This is a genomic window from Actinomadura sp. GTD37 (genome assembly GCF_041951365.1).
GTDB lineage: Bacteria > Actinomycetota > Actinomycetes > Streptosporangiales > Streptosporangiaceae > Spirillospora.
Genome location: NZ_JBGNUS010000001.1, coordinates 1250110 through 1265922, shown reverse-complemented (window position 1 = coordinate 1265922; position 15813 = coordinate 1250110). Strand labels below are relative to the sequence as shown.

At 68.9% G+C, this 15813-nt stretch carries 12 protein-coding genes; all 12 read right to left on the bottom strand.

The window, feature by feature from the left end:
* Nucleotides 1-18: 18 nt before the first annotated feature.
* The 12 genes from rpoB to ACA511_RS06095 all read right to left on the bottom strand — a co-directional run bounded on the left by rpoB (nucleotide 19) and on the right by ACA511_RS06095 (nucleotide 15772).
* Nucleotides 19-3495 carry a DNA-directed RNA polymerase subunit beta gene (gene rpoB / locus ACA511_RS06150; RefSeq protein WP_375023068.1) on the bottom strand — a complete coding sequence of 1159 codons (3477 nt, stop codon included), beginning with the start codon at nucleotides 3493-3495 and terminating at the stop codon, nucleotides 19-21.
* A gap of 438 nt (nucleotides 3496-3933) precedes the next feature.
* Nucleotides 3934-5007, bottom strand: coding sequence for a hypothetical protein (locus ACA511_RS06145; RefSeq protein WP_375023067.1), 1074 nt, complete (start codon nucleotides 5005-5007; stop codon nucleotides 3934-3936).
* Entirely contained in the window at nucleotides 5004-5492 is a 489-nt protein-coding gene (locus ACA511_RS06140; RefSeq protein ID WP_375023066.1) for a hypothetical protein, read from the bottom strand. The genes ACA511_RS06145 and ACA511_RS06140 overlap by 4 nt, the downstream gene beginning before the upstream one ends.
* Nucleotides 5493-5502: 10 nt before the next feature.
* On the bottom strand, nucleotides 5503-6960 hold the full coding sequence (locus ACA511_RS06135) for an MCE family protein (RefSeq protein ID WP_375023065.1): 1458 nt from the start codon (nucleotides 6958-6960) through the stop codon (nucleotides 5503-5505).
* Nucleotides 6957-8264, bottom strand: coding sequence for an MCE family protein (locus ACA511_RS06130; protein WP_375023064.1), 1308 nt, complete (start codon nucleotides 8262-8264; stop codon nucleotides 6957-6959). The genes ACA511_RS06135 and ACA511_RS06130 overlap by 4 nt, the downstream gene beginning before the upstream one ends.
* Nucleotides 8261-9565: an MCE family protein gene (locus ACA511_RS06125; protein WP_375023063.1), complete on the bottom strand. Its 1305-nt coding sequence runs from the start codon at nucleotides 9563-9565 to the stop codon at nucleotides 8261-8263. The genes ACA511_RS06130 and ACA511_RS06125 overlap by 4 nt, the downstream gene beginning before the upstream one ends.
* Nucleotides 9562-10623, bottom strand: coding sequence for an MCE family protein (locus ACA511_RS06120; protein WP_375023062.1), 1062 nt, complete (start codon nucleotides 10621-10623; stop codon nucleotides 9562-9564). The genes ACA511_RS06125 and ACA511_RS06120 overlap by 4 nt, the downstream gene beginning before the upstream one ends.
* The gene (locus ACA511_RS06115) at nucleotides 10624-11655 is read right to left on the bottom strand and encodes an MCE family protein (RefSeq protein WP_375023061.1); all 1032 of its coding nucleotides are present in this window, start codon (nucleotides 11653-11655) and stop codon (nucleotides 10624-10626) included. It lies immediately after the preceding gene.
* Nucleotides 11652-12959 (bottom strand): MCE family protein, encoded by a 1308-nt coding sequence (locus ACA511_RS06110; RefSeq protein WP_375023060.1) that lies wholly within the window; start codon nucleotides 12957-12959, stop codon nucleotides 11652-11654. Before ACA511_RS06110 ends, ACA511_RS06115 begins: the two co-directional genes overlap by 4 nt.
* 4 nt (nucleotides 12960-12963) lie before the next feature.
* On the bottom strand, nucleotides 12964-13812 hold the full coding sequence (locus ACA511_RS06105; RefSeq protein ID WP_375023059.1) for an MlaE family ABC transporter permease: 849 nt from the start codon (nucleotides 13810-13812) through the stop codon (nucleotides 12964-12966).
* The gene (locus ACA511_RS06100) at nucleotides 13812-14669 is read right to left on the bottom strand and encodes an MlaE family ABC transporter permease (RefSeq protein WP_375023058.1); all 858 of its coding nucleotides are present in this window, start codon (nucleotides 14667-14669) and stop codon (nucleotides 13812-13814) included. The genes ACA511_RS06105 and ACA511_RS06100 overlap by 1 nt, the downstream gene beginning before the upstream one ends.
* Entirely contained in the window at nucleotides 14669-15772 is a 1104-nt protein-coding gene (locus ACA511_RS06095; protein ID WP_375023057.1) for an ABC transporter ATP-binding protein, read from the bottom strand. Before ACA511_RS06095 ends, ACA511_RS06100 begins: the two co-directional genes overlap by 1 nt.
* Between the last annotated feature and the right edge of the window lie 41 nt (nucleotides 15773-15813).

Sequence of the window (15813 nt, the reverse complement as noted above, 5' to 3'; positions counted from 1 at the left end):
TGTTTTCCCCTTGAGTTCTCAGACCTCGTCGACGCTCATCGCGCCCTCGTTAGGACGGCGGGACAGGTCGATGCCGAGCTCCTCCGCGGCGCGGAAGACGTCCTCGTCGGTGTCGCGCATCTCGATGGACATGCCGTCGCTGGACAGCACCTCGACGTTGAGGCACAGCGACTGCATCTCCTTGATGAGCACCTTGAAGGACTCGGGAATGCCGGGCTCGGGGATGTTCTCGCCCTTGACGATGGCCTCGTACACCTTCACGCGGCCGAGGACGTCGTCGGACTTGATGGTCAGCAGCTCCTGGAGCGCGTAGGCGGCGCCGTACGCCTCCAGTGCCCAGACCTCCATCTCACCGAAGCGCTGGCCGCCGAACTGGGCCTTACCGCCGAGCGGCTGCTGGGTGATCATGGAGTACGGGCCGGTCGACCGCGCGTGGATCTTGTCGTCGACCAGGTGGAGCAGCTTGAGGATGTAGATGTAGCCGACCGAGATCGGGTCGCGGTAGGGCTCGCCGGTGCGGCCGTCGAACAGCCGCGCCTTTCCGCCCGGCTCGACCATGCGGTTGCCGTCGCGGTTGGGCAGCGTGCTCGTGATGAGGCCGGTGACGTCGTCCTCGCGGGCGCCGTCGAACACCGGTGTCGCCGTGTTGGTCCACGGCGCGGCCTCGTCGGCGCCGATCTCCTTGAGCGCGCGCTTCCACTCGGCGTCGTCGCCCTCGACCTTCCAGCCGCGGGAGGCGACCCAGCCGAGGTGCGTCTCCAGGACCTGGCCCACGTTCATGCGCCCGGGGACGCCCAGCGGGTTCAGGACGATGTCGACCGGGGTGCCGTCCTCCATGAACGGCATGTCCTCGACGGGGAGCACCTTGGAGATGACGCCCTTGTTGCCGTGCCGGCCGGCCAGCTTGTCGCCGTCGGTGATCTTGCGCTTCTGCGCGACGTACACCCGGACCAGCTCGTTCACGCCGGGCGGGAGCTCGTCGCCGTCGTCGCGGGAGAACACCCGGACGCCGATGACCTTGCCCTGCTCGCCGTGCGGCACCTTCAGCGAGGTGTCGCGGACCTCCCGCGCCTTCTCACCGAAGATCGCGCGCAGCAGCCGCTCCTCGGGGGTCAGCTCCGTCTCGCCCTTGGGCGTGACCTTGCCGACCAGGATGTCGCCGGGGACGACATCGGCGCCGATGCGGATGATGCCGCGCTCGTCGAGGTCGGCGAGGACCTCCTCGGAGACGTTCGGGATGTCCCGGGTGATCTCCTCGGGGCCGAGCTTGGTGTCGCGGGCGTCGACCTCGTGCTCCTCGATGTGGATCGAGGAGAGGACGTCGTCCTGCACCAGGCGCTGGCTGAGGATGATGGCGTCCTCGTAGTTGTGGCCCTCCCACGGCATGAACGCCACGAGGAGGTTCTTGCCGAGCGCCATCTCGCCGTTGTCGGTGCACGGCCCGTCGGCGATGACCTGGCCGACCTCGACCCGGGCGCCCTCTTCGACGATCGGCTTCTGGTTGAAGCAGGTGCCCTGGTTGGACCGCTTGAACTTGGCGACGCGGTAGGTGTTCCGCGTGCCGTCGTCGTTCATGACGGTCACGTAGTCGGCGGAGACCTCCTCGACGACGCCGGCCTTCTCGGCCGTGATGACGTCGCCGGCGTCGGTCGCCGCGCGGTACTCCATGCCGGTGCCGACCAGCGGCGCCTCGCTGCGCAGCAGCGGGACGGACTGGCGCTGCATGTTGGAGCCCATCAGCGCGCGGTTGGCGTCGTCGTGCTCCAGGAACGGGATCATCGCGGTGGCGACCGAGGTCATCTGCCGCGCCGAGACGTCCATGTACTGGACCTCGCGGTCCGGGACGAGCTCGACCTCACCGCCCTTGCGGCGGACCAGGATGCGGTCGTCGACGAAGGTGCCGTCGTCGTTCAGCAGGGAGTTGGCCTGCGCGATGACGTACCGGTCCTCCTCGTCGGCGGTCAGGTAGTCGATCTGCTCGGTGACGACGCCCTCGGTGACCTTGCGGTACGGGGTCTCGACGAATCCGAACGGGTTGACCCGGCCGAACGCGGCGAGCGAGCCGATCAGGCCGATGTTCGGGCCTTCCGGCGTCTCGATCGGGCACATGCGGCCGTAGTGGGACGGGTGGACGTCGCGGACCTCCATGCCCGCCCGCTCGCGCGACAGACCACCGGGACCCAGGGCGTTCAGCCGCCGCTTGTGCGTGAGTCCGGCCAGGGGGTTGGTCTGGTCCATGAACTGCGACAGCTGGCTGGTGCCGAAGAACTCCTTGATGGAGGCGACGACCGGCCGGATGTTGATCAGGGTCTGCGGCGTGATCGCCTCGACGTCCTGGGTGGTCATCCGCTCGCGGACGACCCGCTCCATGCGGGCCAGGCCCAGCCGGACCTGGTTCTGGATGAGCTCGCCCACGGTGCGCAGGCGCCGGTTGCCGAAGTGGTCGATGTCGTCGACCTCGATCGGCACCGGGACGGCCCCGAGGGTGGCCTCCTCCTCGCCCGCGTGCAGCCGGACGAGGTACTCGACCGTGGCGACGATGTCGTCCTCGGTGAGGGTGCCCTGCCGCATCTCCAGGTCGAGGCCGAGCTTCTTGTTGATCTTGTAGCGGCCGACCTTGGCGACGTCGTACCGCTTCGGGTTGAAGTACAGGTTCTCCAGCAGCGTCTGCGCGGACTCGCGCGTCGGCGGCTCGCCCGGACGCAGCTTGCGGTAGATGTCGAGTAGCGCGTCGTCCTGGCCGGACGTGTGGTCCTTCTCCAGGGTGACGTTGATCGACTCGTAGGAGCCGAAGCGCTCGCGAATGCGCGCCTCGTCCCAGCCGAGCGCCTTGAGCAGCACGGTGACGGGCTGCTTGCGCTTGCGGTCGATGCGGACGCCGACGTTGTCGCGCTTGTCGATCTCGAACTCGAGCCAGGCGCCGCGGCTCGGGATGACCCGGCAGCCGTAGATGTCCTTGTCGGACGCCTTGTCGAGGGCGCGGTCGAAGTAGACGCCGGGCGACCGGGTCAACTGGGAGACGACGACGCGCTCGGTGCCGTTGATGATGAAGGTGCCCTTCGGGGTCATGAGCGGGAAATCGCCCATGAACACCGTCTGGCTCTTGATCTCACCGGTGGTGTTGTTGATGAACTCCGCCGTGACGAACAGCGGAGCGGAGTAGGTCATGTCCTTGTCCTTGCACTCCTCGACGGAGTACTTGGGCGGCTCGAACCGGTGGTCGCGGAACGAGAGGGACATGGTTCCGGAGAAGTCTTCGATCGGACTGATCTCTTCGAAGATCTCCTCCAGCCCCGACTGGGTCGGGACGCTCTTACTTCCGGCCTTCTGGGCCGCCTCGACCCGGGCCTTCCACCTCTCATTGCCCAGCAGCCAGTCAACGGAGTTGGTCTGCAGTGCAAGGAGGTCCGGGACTTCGAGCGGCTCCTTGATGCGCGCGAAGGAGACGCGGTGCGGACCGGTTGCGGTATTCGAGGCGTTGCGCGAGGCTGCCAAGAGTGGTCCTTCCGAGGGCTCGCGGCGTAACTGACGACACGCACGCCAGACGATCCACGTCCGAGACCTGGTGTTTCGGGGTCCATGACGGACCCCTGCAGGGGTGCACTCACACGTGGATAGTCAGAGGGCAGCGCAAAGGGGCAGTGTAGCCGACCGGTACACCGCTCGCAACTCTAGCGCCGCAGTATGCATCACGTTGCCATGGAGCATCGCCCCTCAGCGCCTCTCAGTCAAGAGCGGACTTGGACTTTTCGTGCCCTGACCTGCAGTGAGGAACGCCATAGTTTACCGGGGTGACGAACCCCCGCGTCCCCCGTCGCGAGGCGGCCGATCCTCGCGCCACCGTGCGGGTTCGGCGTGGTCGTGCGGCCTGTTCGCCCAAGAGAGCACCCCGTGACCTCGGGTGAGGGCACGGGGTGTGTCGGACTCTGCGGGCTAGGAGATGACGGTCAGTTCGGAGGCAAGCCACTTGCCGTCCTTCTGCACCATCGTCATCTTGATGCGCAGCGGCTCGGGGAGGCGCTGCTGCTTGTCGCTCTTGGTGGCGGACGAGCGGTTGGCGTAGACGAGCGTGACCACCTTGTCGGGAGTCGCGCTCACGACGCCGACCTTCATCACCGTGGTGTTGGAGACGGCCTGCTGCTGAACGGCCACGGTCCTGAGCTCCTGGGCGAGCTTCTCGTAGTCGGTGTGCAGCTTGCCCGTCGTCATGGCGGACGCGGACTTCAGGTCGGCGTCGAGCGTCTGGTAGTCGTACGAGGAGAGCTTCTGCGCCGCGCGGGACGAGGCGAACGACGCCTCCTTGCTCGCCTGGTCGGCCGCCTTCTGCTCGCCGACCTTGAGGTAGAGCATCGTGGTGCCGACGCCCAGCGCGACCGTCAGGACCACCAGGACGGCGATCACCGTCGCGGCGCCGCCGAGACGTGACCGGCGGGGCCCGTCCTCGCCGTCCTCGCCGTCCTCGTCGTCGGTGTCGGCCTTGGCCGTCTTCTTGAGGGTCGGGCGCTTGGACTTCGCCGGCTCCTCGTCGTCGCCCTCCTCGTCCTCGTCCTCGTCCTCGTCGGCGTCGGCGTCGGCGTCGGCGTCGGCGTCCTCGACGTCGGCCGTGGCGGCCTCGGAGGGCTCCGTGGCGACGGAACCGGCTTCAGACGGCTCTGATTCGGCCTCTGGCGCGTCTTCGGGGTCGGGTGCGGCTTTGGACGTCTTCCGGGGGGCCTTGGGCTTCTCCAGGGACTTGGGGGCGTCGTCCGGTTCGTCGGCGTCCCCGTCCTCGGCGTCCTCGGTTTCGGCGTCCTCGGCCTCGGCCGCCGCGTCGGCGGCCATCTGGGCCAGGCGGGCGGCCTCGCGGGCCTTGGCCGCGGCCTCCTCCGCCAGGCGGGCGGCCTCGGCGGCCTCCTCCGCCTTCGTCGCCATGTCCGACTTATCCGACTTGTCGTCCTTGTCGTCCGGCTTGCCGCCGGGCTTCTTCTTGTCCGCAGCGGAGCGCTTGCCCCGGCCGAGCATCGTCACGGGACAACCTCCAGTCCGGACACGAGCCAGCGGTCGTCGACCCGCGTGAGGTCCATCTGGTAGCGGTAGCCCTGCGGCGTACCGTTCTGCACCTTGTCGTTGGTGACGGTGCCGTTCAGGGACACCATCACCTCGGCGGAGTCGTCGTCGATCGAGACCAGGGCGGCCTCGACGTCACTGACCGTCGACTTGGCCTTGGCCTTGGTCACCTGCTGCATGAAGGAGTTCGACTGACTCGCGAGCTTGTTCTTCAGGTCGCCGGTCGTGCCCGACACGATGCGGTCGAGGTCGCGCTGCGCGGTGGCGGCGTCGAGGGTCATGAGGTTGACCCCCATCTGCCGCGCCGACTGGATCGCCTTCGCCCGCTGGTCGGCCTCGTCCTTGTTCCGCAGGGTGACGACGCCGAGCCAGCCGGCCGCGATGGCCAGGCCGACCACGATGACGCTGAGCGAGAGGGCGGTGACCAGGGGCAGGCGGCGCCTCACCGTGTCCGCCTCACTGGCTCAGCGGTCCGAGCAGGAGCCACTTCCACGAGGATTCTTCTCCCAACTGACGGGTTCCGGCGCTGCGCGGCATCACGTATCGCTTGCCATCGGGCCCGTAGACCGCACCGGTCGTAGGATCGTATCCAGCGAATTCCACTGAATCTGCCGGATACGACAAGGTCAGCTGACCGTCGGCGAGCTGGCCTGTGGGAGCCACCGCCGCGGCCTTCGTCTTACCGTCCTTCTCGCCCTCGGCCTGCGACTTCCCGTCGTCGCCGGTGCCGGTGGCGCCCCCCTCGGGGAAGCCCGCGCCGGCGGTGGCGCCCGCCGGGACCTGCGGGAACGGCAGGATCTCGTTCTTCGGGAAGTTGCGGGCGCCGCGCACCGCGGTGGGCGCGTCGTTGGGGGCCTTGCACCCGGCGTCCAGGCGCGGCTTCTTCGGGGACGTGTCCTGCGGCCAGCGGTGCTTGACCTTCTCGTAGCCGTCGGTGCAGGCGGCCGGGGCGTCGATGTTGAGCGCGAGGCCCAGGTGCTGGGTTCCGTCGCCGGGGGTGACGGTGAACGCGCCCGCGACCGACACCGGGTACAGGACGAACAGCGACCGGAGCCCGGCCTGGCGGGACGTGATGATCTGGCCGGTCGTGGTGAGGTTCGCCAGAAGGGTGGGCAGCGTCGGCGCGAGCTGGTTGATGGCCTTGTGCGTCTCGTCCACCGCGCCGGGCGCGTTGTCGATGGTCTTGCGCAGGGCGGGGTCGTCGTTGCGCAGGGACGTGGTGAGCGCGTTCAGGTTGCGCGCGAAGCCCTGGATGTTGGCGGCCTGCCCACGCTGGGTGTCCAGGACGGTCACGCTGTTGTCCAGGAGCCGCTTGGTGTCGGGGTAGGCCTCGTCGGCGGTCTTCAGGAGCCGGTCGGTGTCGTCCAGGATCGACTGGAGGTCCTCGGCGGAGCCGGAGAACGCCTTGTCCAGCTCGTCCACGATGACGCCGAGGTCCTTGGTGTTGACCGACCCGACGAGCGAGTCGACGTTGCGCAGCAGCTCGGCGGTGGACACCGGCAGCGTGGTGCGGTCCCTGGGGATCGTGTAGGCGTCGCCGTCGTCGAGGTAGGGCCCGCCCTTCTTGACGGGTTCGAGGTCGACGTACTGCTCGCCGACCGCGGACCGGTTCGCGACGACGGCCTTGAGTCCGTCGCGCGGGATCCGCTGGCCGCGTTCGAGGAGCAGCTTGACGCGGATGCCGTCCTTGGTCAGCTCGATCGGCCCGACCCGTCCGACGGGGACGCCCCGGTAGGTGACCTCGGCGTTGGTGAACACGCCGCCGGAGTCGGTGAGGTCGACGTAGGCGACGTACTGCTTGCCGAGCACGTCGCGGCCCAGCCCGATGTAGTTCACCGAGACGATCGCCACGCCGACGACCGTGATGACGGCGAACGCGATCAGCTGGACGATGACGCCGCGCTTGAGGATCACGACAGGCCCCCCGTCATCAGGGTCCGCAGGCCGCCGTCACCGGATTCGGGGGCGAGCGCGCCCGTCCGCTGCGGCATGGGCGTACCGGACGTCTTGGTCGGTGTCGGCGTCTTCTTGGAGGTCGGCGTCGACTGCCCGGGCAGGCCGGGGACGCCGCCGGGCGTCTGCGGCAGCACGCCGAGCGGCGAGTCGGGCAGCGTCACGTTCGGCACCTGGAGCATGTTGCGCATCTGCGCGCCGTTGCCGAGCATGCCTTCGAGGTCGGTGCCGCCGAGCAGGTTGCGCGCGATGGACTCGAAGTCCAGGTCGACGGTCAGCCGCACGTTGCCGTAGTCGCCCTCGATGACGTTCTCGAACGTGGCCGGGAACGGGAACGTGATCAGCGATTCCAGCGACCTCGGCAGGTCGCTGCCGGCCTTGTTGAGGTTCCGCAGGATCGTGTCGACGTCCCGCAGGTTCGCCAGCAGGTCGGCCTTCGACCGGTCGATGACGTAGGTGGTGGTGCGGCTGAGCTTGTTCAGCGCGACCAGCATCTTGGTGAGGTCGGCGCGGTTGCGGTTGAGGACGCCGATCGCGGGGCCCGTCTCGTCGATGGTGTCCTGGATCGTCTTGCGCTCGTCCGCGAGCTTGCCGGTCAGCCGGTCGATGCTGTCCAGCGCCCGGGTGATGGCGGCGCGGTTGCGGTCCAGCGTCCCGGCGAAGGTGTTGACCCGGTCCAGCACCGACCTGATGGTGGACTCGCGCCCGCCCATCGCGGCCTGCAGCTCGTGGCTGATCGTGGAGACCTGCTCCAGCCCGCCGCCGTTCAGCAGCAGCGACATCGCCGACAGCACCTCTTCGATCTCGGTGCCGCGGGACGTGCGGTTCAGCGGGATGAGGTCGCCGGAGGCCAGCCGCCCGATCGGCGCCTCGTCGCGCGGCGGCTCGATCTGCACGAACTTCTCGCCGAGGAGGCTCGTCTGGCCGACCGTAGCGATCGCGTTGTCGGGCAGCTCGACGTCCCCGCGCATCTTGACGGTGACGAGGGCGTGCCAGCCGCCCTGCCCGGCCGTGCCGCCGGCGAGCGTGATGTCGTCGACCTTGCCCACCGACACGTCGTTGACCTTGACCGCCGACTGCGGGACGAGGTCCAGCACGTTCGCGAACTCGATCTTCACGGTCTTGGGGTGGGAGCCGAGGTCGGGGCCGCCGGGCAGCGGCAGCGACTCCACGCCGTTGAACGAGCAGCCCGACAGGGCCGTCGCGGCGGCGATCGCGGCGGCGCCCAGCAGGTGGGCGCGGCGCATCGGCCGTCTCCTGCTCATCGGCCACCTCCCGGCAGCAGCGCGCTGAGGTCCCCGGGCTTGCCGGTGCGCGCCCCGGACGTCGCGGTCTTGTTCGTCTTGGCGTTCGTCTTGTTCGTCTTGCCGCCCGCCCCGCCCCGCGGACCGTAGGCGTCCGGCGGGATCGGCACCGGGTCGTAGTGCGTGGTCAGCGCGGTGATCCAGGACAGGTCCAGGCTGAAGCCCGTGAGCGCCTTGCCGATGCCGTTGTACGGCTTGACGAAGTCCAGGCACTCCTTGGCGGGCGTGCCCACCGAGTACGCCAGCGAGCAGATCCAGTCGGCCAGGTCGTGGAACTGGCGGAAGTTGTCGCGGGTGTGGATGGTGCCGCTGATCGGGTCGTAGGCGCGGGCCAGGTTGTTCACGGCCAGCGGGCCGGCGGTGAGGATCTCGCCGAGCGCGTCCTTCTCCTTCACCAGCACGCCGGTGATCTGGGCGAGCTGCCGGACGTTCGCGGCCAGCTCGCCGCGGTTGTCCTTGACGAACCGCTGCACGTTCCGCAGCGTCGGGGCGAGCGTGTTGAGGGCCGCGGACAGCTCCTCCTTCTCCCCCGAGAGCTGCGCCGACACCCCGTTGAGGTGCCCGGTGAACGACTTGATCTGCTGGTCGTTCGCCTTCATCGCGTCGGTGATGACCCGCAGGTTCTTGATCGTCGCGGCGACGTCGCCGCGGTCGGTGCTCAGCGTGCTGAGCGCCTTGGACGCGTCCGCGATCGTCTGCCGGATGTCCTCGCCCTGGCCGTCCAGGTTCGCGGCGCCGACCTGCAGCAGCCGCGACAGCGACCCCTGCTGGCCGTTCGCGCCGGGCGCGTTGGCGCCCTGCGGGCCGAGCGCCTCGGTGAGGTCGCTCAGGCTGCCGCTGACCTGGTCGACCTCGACCGGGACGGCGGTGCGGCTCGTGGTCAGCGTCGCGCCGTCGGCGAGGACGGCGCCGCCCTTGTAGACCGGCGTCAGCTGGATGTAGCGGTCGGCGACGAGCGTCTGGTTGATGATGACGGCCTGCGCGCCGGCGGGCACCTTGTACTTGGCGTCGTACTCCAGCTCGACCTTGACCGCGTCGCCGACCGGTTCGACGCTCGTGACCTCGCCGACCGGGATGCCGAGGATGCGGACGTCCGCGCCCTTGTACAGGCCGACGGTCTTGGTGAAGTACGCCGTCATGCGGCGCTGCTCCGGCTCCTGGAGGATCAGCAGGAGCGCGGCCACCAGCACTGCGACGGCGATGACCGCGCCGCCGATGCGGAGGATGGTTCCTGAGTTGCGCACTGTGACCTGCCTGCTCACGGGAGGAACGGCAACGGGTTGTTGCTCTGGTTGCCGGTCTGGTTGCCGGTCTGGCCGCCCTGCTTCTTCGTCGCCGCCCCGCCGCTCCCGGGGGCGTCCTGGATGGAGGCGGGGATCGGGAGGAGGTTCTGGATCCAGGAGTCGAACCAGCGCCCGGTGCCCGTGACGTCCGAGAACTGCCGCGCGAACGGCGCGAACAGCTGGAGGACCCGGTCCAGGTTGTTCTGGTTCTTCAGCAGGATCTGGTTGACCTGGGCGAGGTTGTTCAGCATCGGCCGGAGCTGCTTCTCGTTCTCCTTGATCAGCGCGTTCACCTGCTGGGACAGGGTCACCGTGTTGATCAGCAGCTGGTGGATGACCGCGCGGCGCGCCTGCACCGCCTGGAGCACCTTGTCGCCGTCCTGGACGAGCTTGGCGAAGTCCTGGTTGCGGTCGGCGAGGAGCTCCGACACGTCCTTGGCCTTGCCTGCGAGCTCGTGCAGTTCGTCGTCGCGGGACGCGACCGTGTTGGACAGCCGACGCAGGCCCTGCAGCGACGCCCGGACCTCCTCCGGCGAGTTCTTGAACGTGTCCGACAGCACGTCGAACGACTTCGCGACCTGTTTGACGTCGATCGCGCCGACCCGCTGGCTCAGCTCGCTGATCGCGGGGACGACCTCGAACGGGGTGTGCGTCCGCTCGATCGGGATGCTGCGCCCGAGCCGGCCGGCGCCGCGCGGGGTGAGCTCCAGGTAGTGCGCGCCGAGAATCGTCTTGATCTTGATGCCGGCCTCGGTGCGGGCGCCGAGCCGCACGCCGTCGTCCACCCGGAAGGTGACCTTGACGTGGTCGCCGTCCAGGTCGAGGGCGGTGACCTTGCCGACCTTGACGCCCGCGATGCGGACCTCCTCGTCGGCCCTGAGCCCCGCCGCCTCCTTGAACGAGGCGGTGTGCGTCTTGCCTCCGGCGACGAACGGGATGCTCTCCAGGTTCATCGCCAGCACCAGCAGCACGGCGATGATCGCGAACGCGGAGAGCCCGATGGGGACCGGGTTGCGCTCCCGGAACGAGATCCTCATCTACTTGCACCTCGCGTTCTCGTTCACGATCGCCGGCGTCTGGTAGACCGGTCCGCCCGGCAGCCGCACCCGCGCGTCGAGACCGCAGATGTACATGTTGAACCAGGAGCCGTAGGACGAGATGTTCACGAGCCCCTCCAGCCGCTTCGGCGACCGCTTGAGCCCTCCGTCGATCGCGTCGCCGTTGGCCGCGAACGTCCCGGCGAGCTTGCGCAGCCCGGCGATGTCGTCCTTGATGTCGGGCCTGGCGTCCGAGAGCAGGTCCTGCGTCGTGCCGGTCAGGTCGTTGAGCGCCGCGACCGAGTCGAAGATCGCCTTGCGGTCGCCGGAGACGCCGCTGACGAAGCTGCGCAGGTCCCGCACCATCTGGTCGACCTGGTCGTGCCGATCGTCGATGGTGCCGAGGACGGTGTTCAGGTTGTCGATCACCTGGCCGATGACCCGGTCCCGGTCGGCGAGCGTGTTGGTCAGCGACGCGACGTGCGCGAGCAGGCTGTTGATCGTCCCGCCCTCGCCCTGGAGCACCTGGATGATCTGCATCGCCAGCGTGTTGACGTCCTTCGGCTCCAGCGCGCGGAACAGCGGGCGGAAGCCGTTGAACAGCGTCGTCAGGTCCAGCGCGGGCTTGGTCTGCCCGATCGGGAGCGTCGCGCCCGGCTTCAGGTAGTCGTTGGCCTGCCCCGCGCCATCGGCCAGCGCGAGGTACCGCTGGCCCATCAGGTTGCGGTACCGGATCTGCGCCTGCGTGGTCGACGGCAGCCCCGCCTTGAGCGGGCCGTCCTGCTCGATGCTGAACGTCACCTCGGCCTTGTCGCCCTTGTAGAGCTTGATGGACTCGATCTGGCCGACCCGGACGCCCGCGACGCGGACGTCGTCGTTGTCCAGCAGCCCGGTCACGTCCGAGAAGACCGCCTTGTACTCGCGGGTGTCCCGGAAGCGCATGTTGGAGATCGTCATCGCCAGCACGCCGGTGGCCACCGAGGTGATGACCACGAAGGTCAGCAGCTTGATCGCCGCGCTCGTCGTCTTCACTTGATCGTCACCACCGATCCGTCGCCCAGCAGCGGCCCGAACATCAGCTGCGACACGTCCGACAGCTCATCGGCGGGGGTCCGCGTCAGCGGTCCGAGGACGCTTTTCAACTGCTGCTCGGGGGTCAGCGAGCCGGTGTCGACGAACACGTTCGACAGCGCCCGGCCGCGGCTGCCGCCCCCGCCGTTCGGGTCGTCGGGGTTCTTCCACCACAGGTCGTCCTGCGTGCCGTCCAGCGCCAGGTAGTCCGGGAAGGGCTTCTTCGGGTTCGGCAGGCCGTAGCAGCGCGGGTTCCGCTGGTCCTTGGCCTCCGGCTGGTCCAGCGGGTGCTTGTAGCCCGGCCGCGGCTTGACGATCTCGACCGTCAGGTTGAAGGTCTTGGACCCGCCGCCGCCGGCCACCCGCTCGGCCTCCGGCTTGAGCTTCATCAGCCCGGCGAACACGCACGGCAGCGACGGCGAGTAGCGGGCGACGAGGCTCGCCACGTCCCGGTTCGCGATGTTCACGCCGATGATCTTCGGGCCGTTGTGCCGCATGAACACGTCGCCGTCCTGCGCCAGCGCGGTCGTCGCGGGGATCAGCTGCTCGATCGTCGCCTTCTTGTCGGTGATCGTCCGGCTGGTCACGTTGATGTTGCGGAGCGTCTGCAGCAGGTCGGGCGCCGCCGCGGCGTAGATGTCGGACACGTCCGCCAGGCCGTTCAGGTCGTGCACCAGCGTGCCGAGCTGCGGGTTGATCTTCTCCAGCAGCGCGTCGGCCTGCTCGACGTTGCGGCCGAGCTGGTCCCCGCGGCCCTGCAGCGCCGTGGCCAGCGCGTTCAGCGTCGAGTTCAGCTCCGCCGGCTTCACCGCCTGCAGCAGCGGCAGCAGGTCGTTCAGCACCTTGTCGATCTCGATGGCGGTCTGCGAGCGGTCCTGCTGGATGACCGCGCCCGCGGGCAGCCCGAGCGGGGCCGGCTGCTCGGGGATGCCCAGGTCCACGTACTTCTCGCCGAACAGCGTCTTCGGCAGCAGCCGCGCCTGCACGTTCCGCGGGATCAGCTTCGCCTTGCCCGGGTCGAGCGCGAGGTGCAGCGTCGCGCCGTCGCTGGTCGCGTCGGTGCCGCGCACCTCGCCGACGATCAGGCCGCGGACCTTCACGTCCGAGTGCGGGAGCAGTTGCAGCCCCGCCCGCTCGGCCTTCACCGACACCTCGGTCACGGGCGTGAACGCCTTGTTGTACAGCGCCACGGTCAGCGCCAGCAGCAGGACGATCACGATGACCATCGAGACGCCGAGCACCCGGTAACGCACGCGTTCGCTCATCGCGCTACCCCGCAATCCGTACGCCGGTCGTGGTGCCCCAGATCGCCATGCCGAGCAGCAGGTCCGCCACGTTGATGACGACGATGCTGGTGCGCACCGCGCGGCCCACCGCGATGCCGACGCCCGCCGGGCCGCCGGACGCGTGGTAGCCGTAATAGCAGTGGATCAGCATCACCAGCACCGCGAAAATGATCACTTTGCCGAAGGACCACAAGATGTCGTTCGGCGGTAGGAACAGATGGAAATAGTGGTCGTAGGTGCCGGTCGACTGCCCGTAGAACATCGTCACGATCACCCGCGTCGCGCCGTAGGAGGCGAGCAGGCCCACGATGTACAGCGGGACGACCGCGATCATCCCGGCCAGCATCCGGGTCGTGACGAGGAACGGCATCGACGGGACGGCCATGACCTCCAGCGCGTCGATCTCGTCGGAGATCCGCATCGCGCCGAGCTGCGCGGTGAAACCGCAGCCGACCGTCGCCGACAGCGCCAGCGCCGACACCAGCGGCGCGATCTCGCGCGTGTTGAAGTAGGACGCGACGAACCCGGTGAACGCGGCCGTGCCGATCTGGTTCAGCGACTCGTAGCCCTGCAGGCCGACCTGGCTGCCGGTGAAGAACGTCATGAAGCCGACGATCACCACCGAGCCGCCGATCACCGCGAGGCCGCCGGTGCCGAGGCTCACCTCGGCGAGCAGCCGCAGCACCTCGGTGCGGTAGCGGCGCAGCACCCGGAACACCCAGGCGAACGCGCGGGCGTAGAACGACAGCTGGTGGCCGAAGTCGTCCAGCCGCTGCAGGGGCGCGTTCACCGCCCGGCGGGCCGCCTGTCCCGTCTTCCCAGGGACGGCCATCACATCCCCTTCGACGGGACGAACTGGAAGTACAGCGTGGAGATCAAGAAGTTCTCCAGGAACAGCAGCATGAAGGTGATGACCACGGTCTGGTTCACCGCGTCACCGACGCCCTTGGGCCCGCCCTTGGCGTTCAACCCCTTGTAGGCGGCGACCAGGCCGGCCGTGATGCCGAAGACGAACGCCTTGAACTCGGCCTGCAGCAGGTCGGGCAGCTGCGCGATCGCGTTGAACGACGCCAGGTAGGCGCCGGGCGTCCCGCCCTGCAGCATGACGTTGAAGAAGTAGCCGCCGAGCAGGCCGACCACCGACACCAGGCCGTTCAGGAACAGCGCGACGAACGCGCAGGCGAACATCCGCGGCACCACCAGGCGGTGCAGGGGGTTGATGCCCAGCACCTCCATGGCGTCGATCTCCTCGCGGATCTTCCGGGAGCCGATGTCGGCGCACATCGCCGACCCGGCGGCGCCCGCGACCAGCAGCGAGGTCACCAGCGGACTGGCCTCCCGGACGATCGCGACCACCGCGGTCGCCCCGGTGTAGGACTGCGCGCCGAGCTGCCGGATCAGCCCGCCGACCTGCAGCGACAGGACGCCGCCGAACGGGATGGCGACCAGCATGGTGGGGATGACGGTGACGCTGACGATGAACCACGCCTGCTGGATGAACTCGCGCCACTGGAACGGCCACTGGAACGTCGCACGGGCGACGTCCAGGCATAGGGCGAAGAAGCGTCCGGGCTCCCGGACGGCGACGTTCGCCGCGCCGTCCCCGATCTTCCGGAACGTCGCGGCGGAGCCGCCGCCCTTCCCCTCTCGCCGGCCCGCGCCGATGCCGGTTTCTTGAGGAGCGGACATCAGTACCCTGCACCGCCGGCGTGCCGGCCGGGCGGCGGGTTGCCCGGGAACTGGCCGCCGGGAGGCGGACCGGGCGGCGGGCCGCCGGGACCGCCCGGGGCGGGGGCCCCGACGGGCGACACGGACGCCACGTACCGCGGCCACTCCTCAACCCAGTTGCGGCCGAGGTCGTCGATGAACGAGCCGGGCGGCGGGGTGACGCCGTGCGCGGCGCACCACGCGCCGGGCGCGTGCATGCCGGCGCGCAGCATCCCGTTGCTCGCCATCTGCTGCGGCGGGATGGGCGGCAGCTTGCCCGAGTCGAGGCCCATCCTCGCCTCGGCCTCCAGCTCGGAGGCGTCCTTCTCCTCGGACATGCCGATGGGGCCGACCTTGCTGGCGTTGAGGAACTGCCGGACGACCGGCTCCTCGCTGGACAGCAGCATCTCCCGCGGGCCGAACATGGCGAGGTTGCGCTGGTACAGCAGGCCGATGTTGTCCGGGACGGTGCGGGCCGTGTTGATGTCGTGGGTGACGATGAGGAACGTCGCGCCGATCTGCGCGTTCAGGTCGATGAAGACCTGGTTCAGGAACGCGGTGCGGACCGGGTCGAGGCCGGAGTCGGGCTCGTCCACCAGGAGGATCTCGGGGTCCAGTACGAGCGCGCGGGCGAGGCCGGCGCGCTTTCTCATACCGCCCGAGATCTCGCCGGGAAGCTTGTGCTCCGCGCCGAGCAGACCCACCATTTCCATCTTCTCGAGGACGATGCGCTTGACCTCGGACTCGGACTTCTTGGTGTGCTCGCGCAGCGGGAATGCGATGTTGTCGAACAGGCTCATCGAGCCGAACAGCGCGCCGTCCTGGAAGAGGACGCCGAACAGCTTCCGGGTCTCGTACAACTGCGACTCGGGCAGGTGGGGGAGGTCCCGGTCGCCGATCCAGATGTGGCCGCGGTCGGGCTTGAGCAGCCCGACGAGGGACTTCAGGAAGACCGACTTGCCGGTACCGGACGGGCCCAGAAGAACGGAGATCTCACCTGCGGGAATGGTCAACGACACGTCCTGCCAGATCACCTGGCGGCCGAAGGATTTGGTCAGGCCCTCGACTCTGATCTCGACGCCCACTCGTCACCTTTCGTCCAGGCCGGGGGGAATCCCGAACCAAT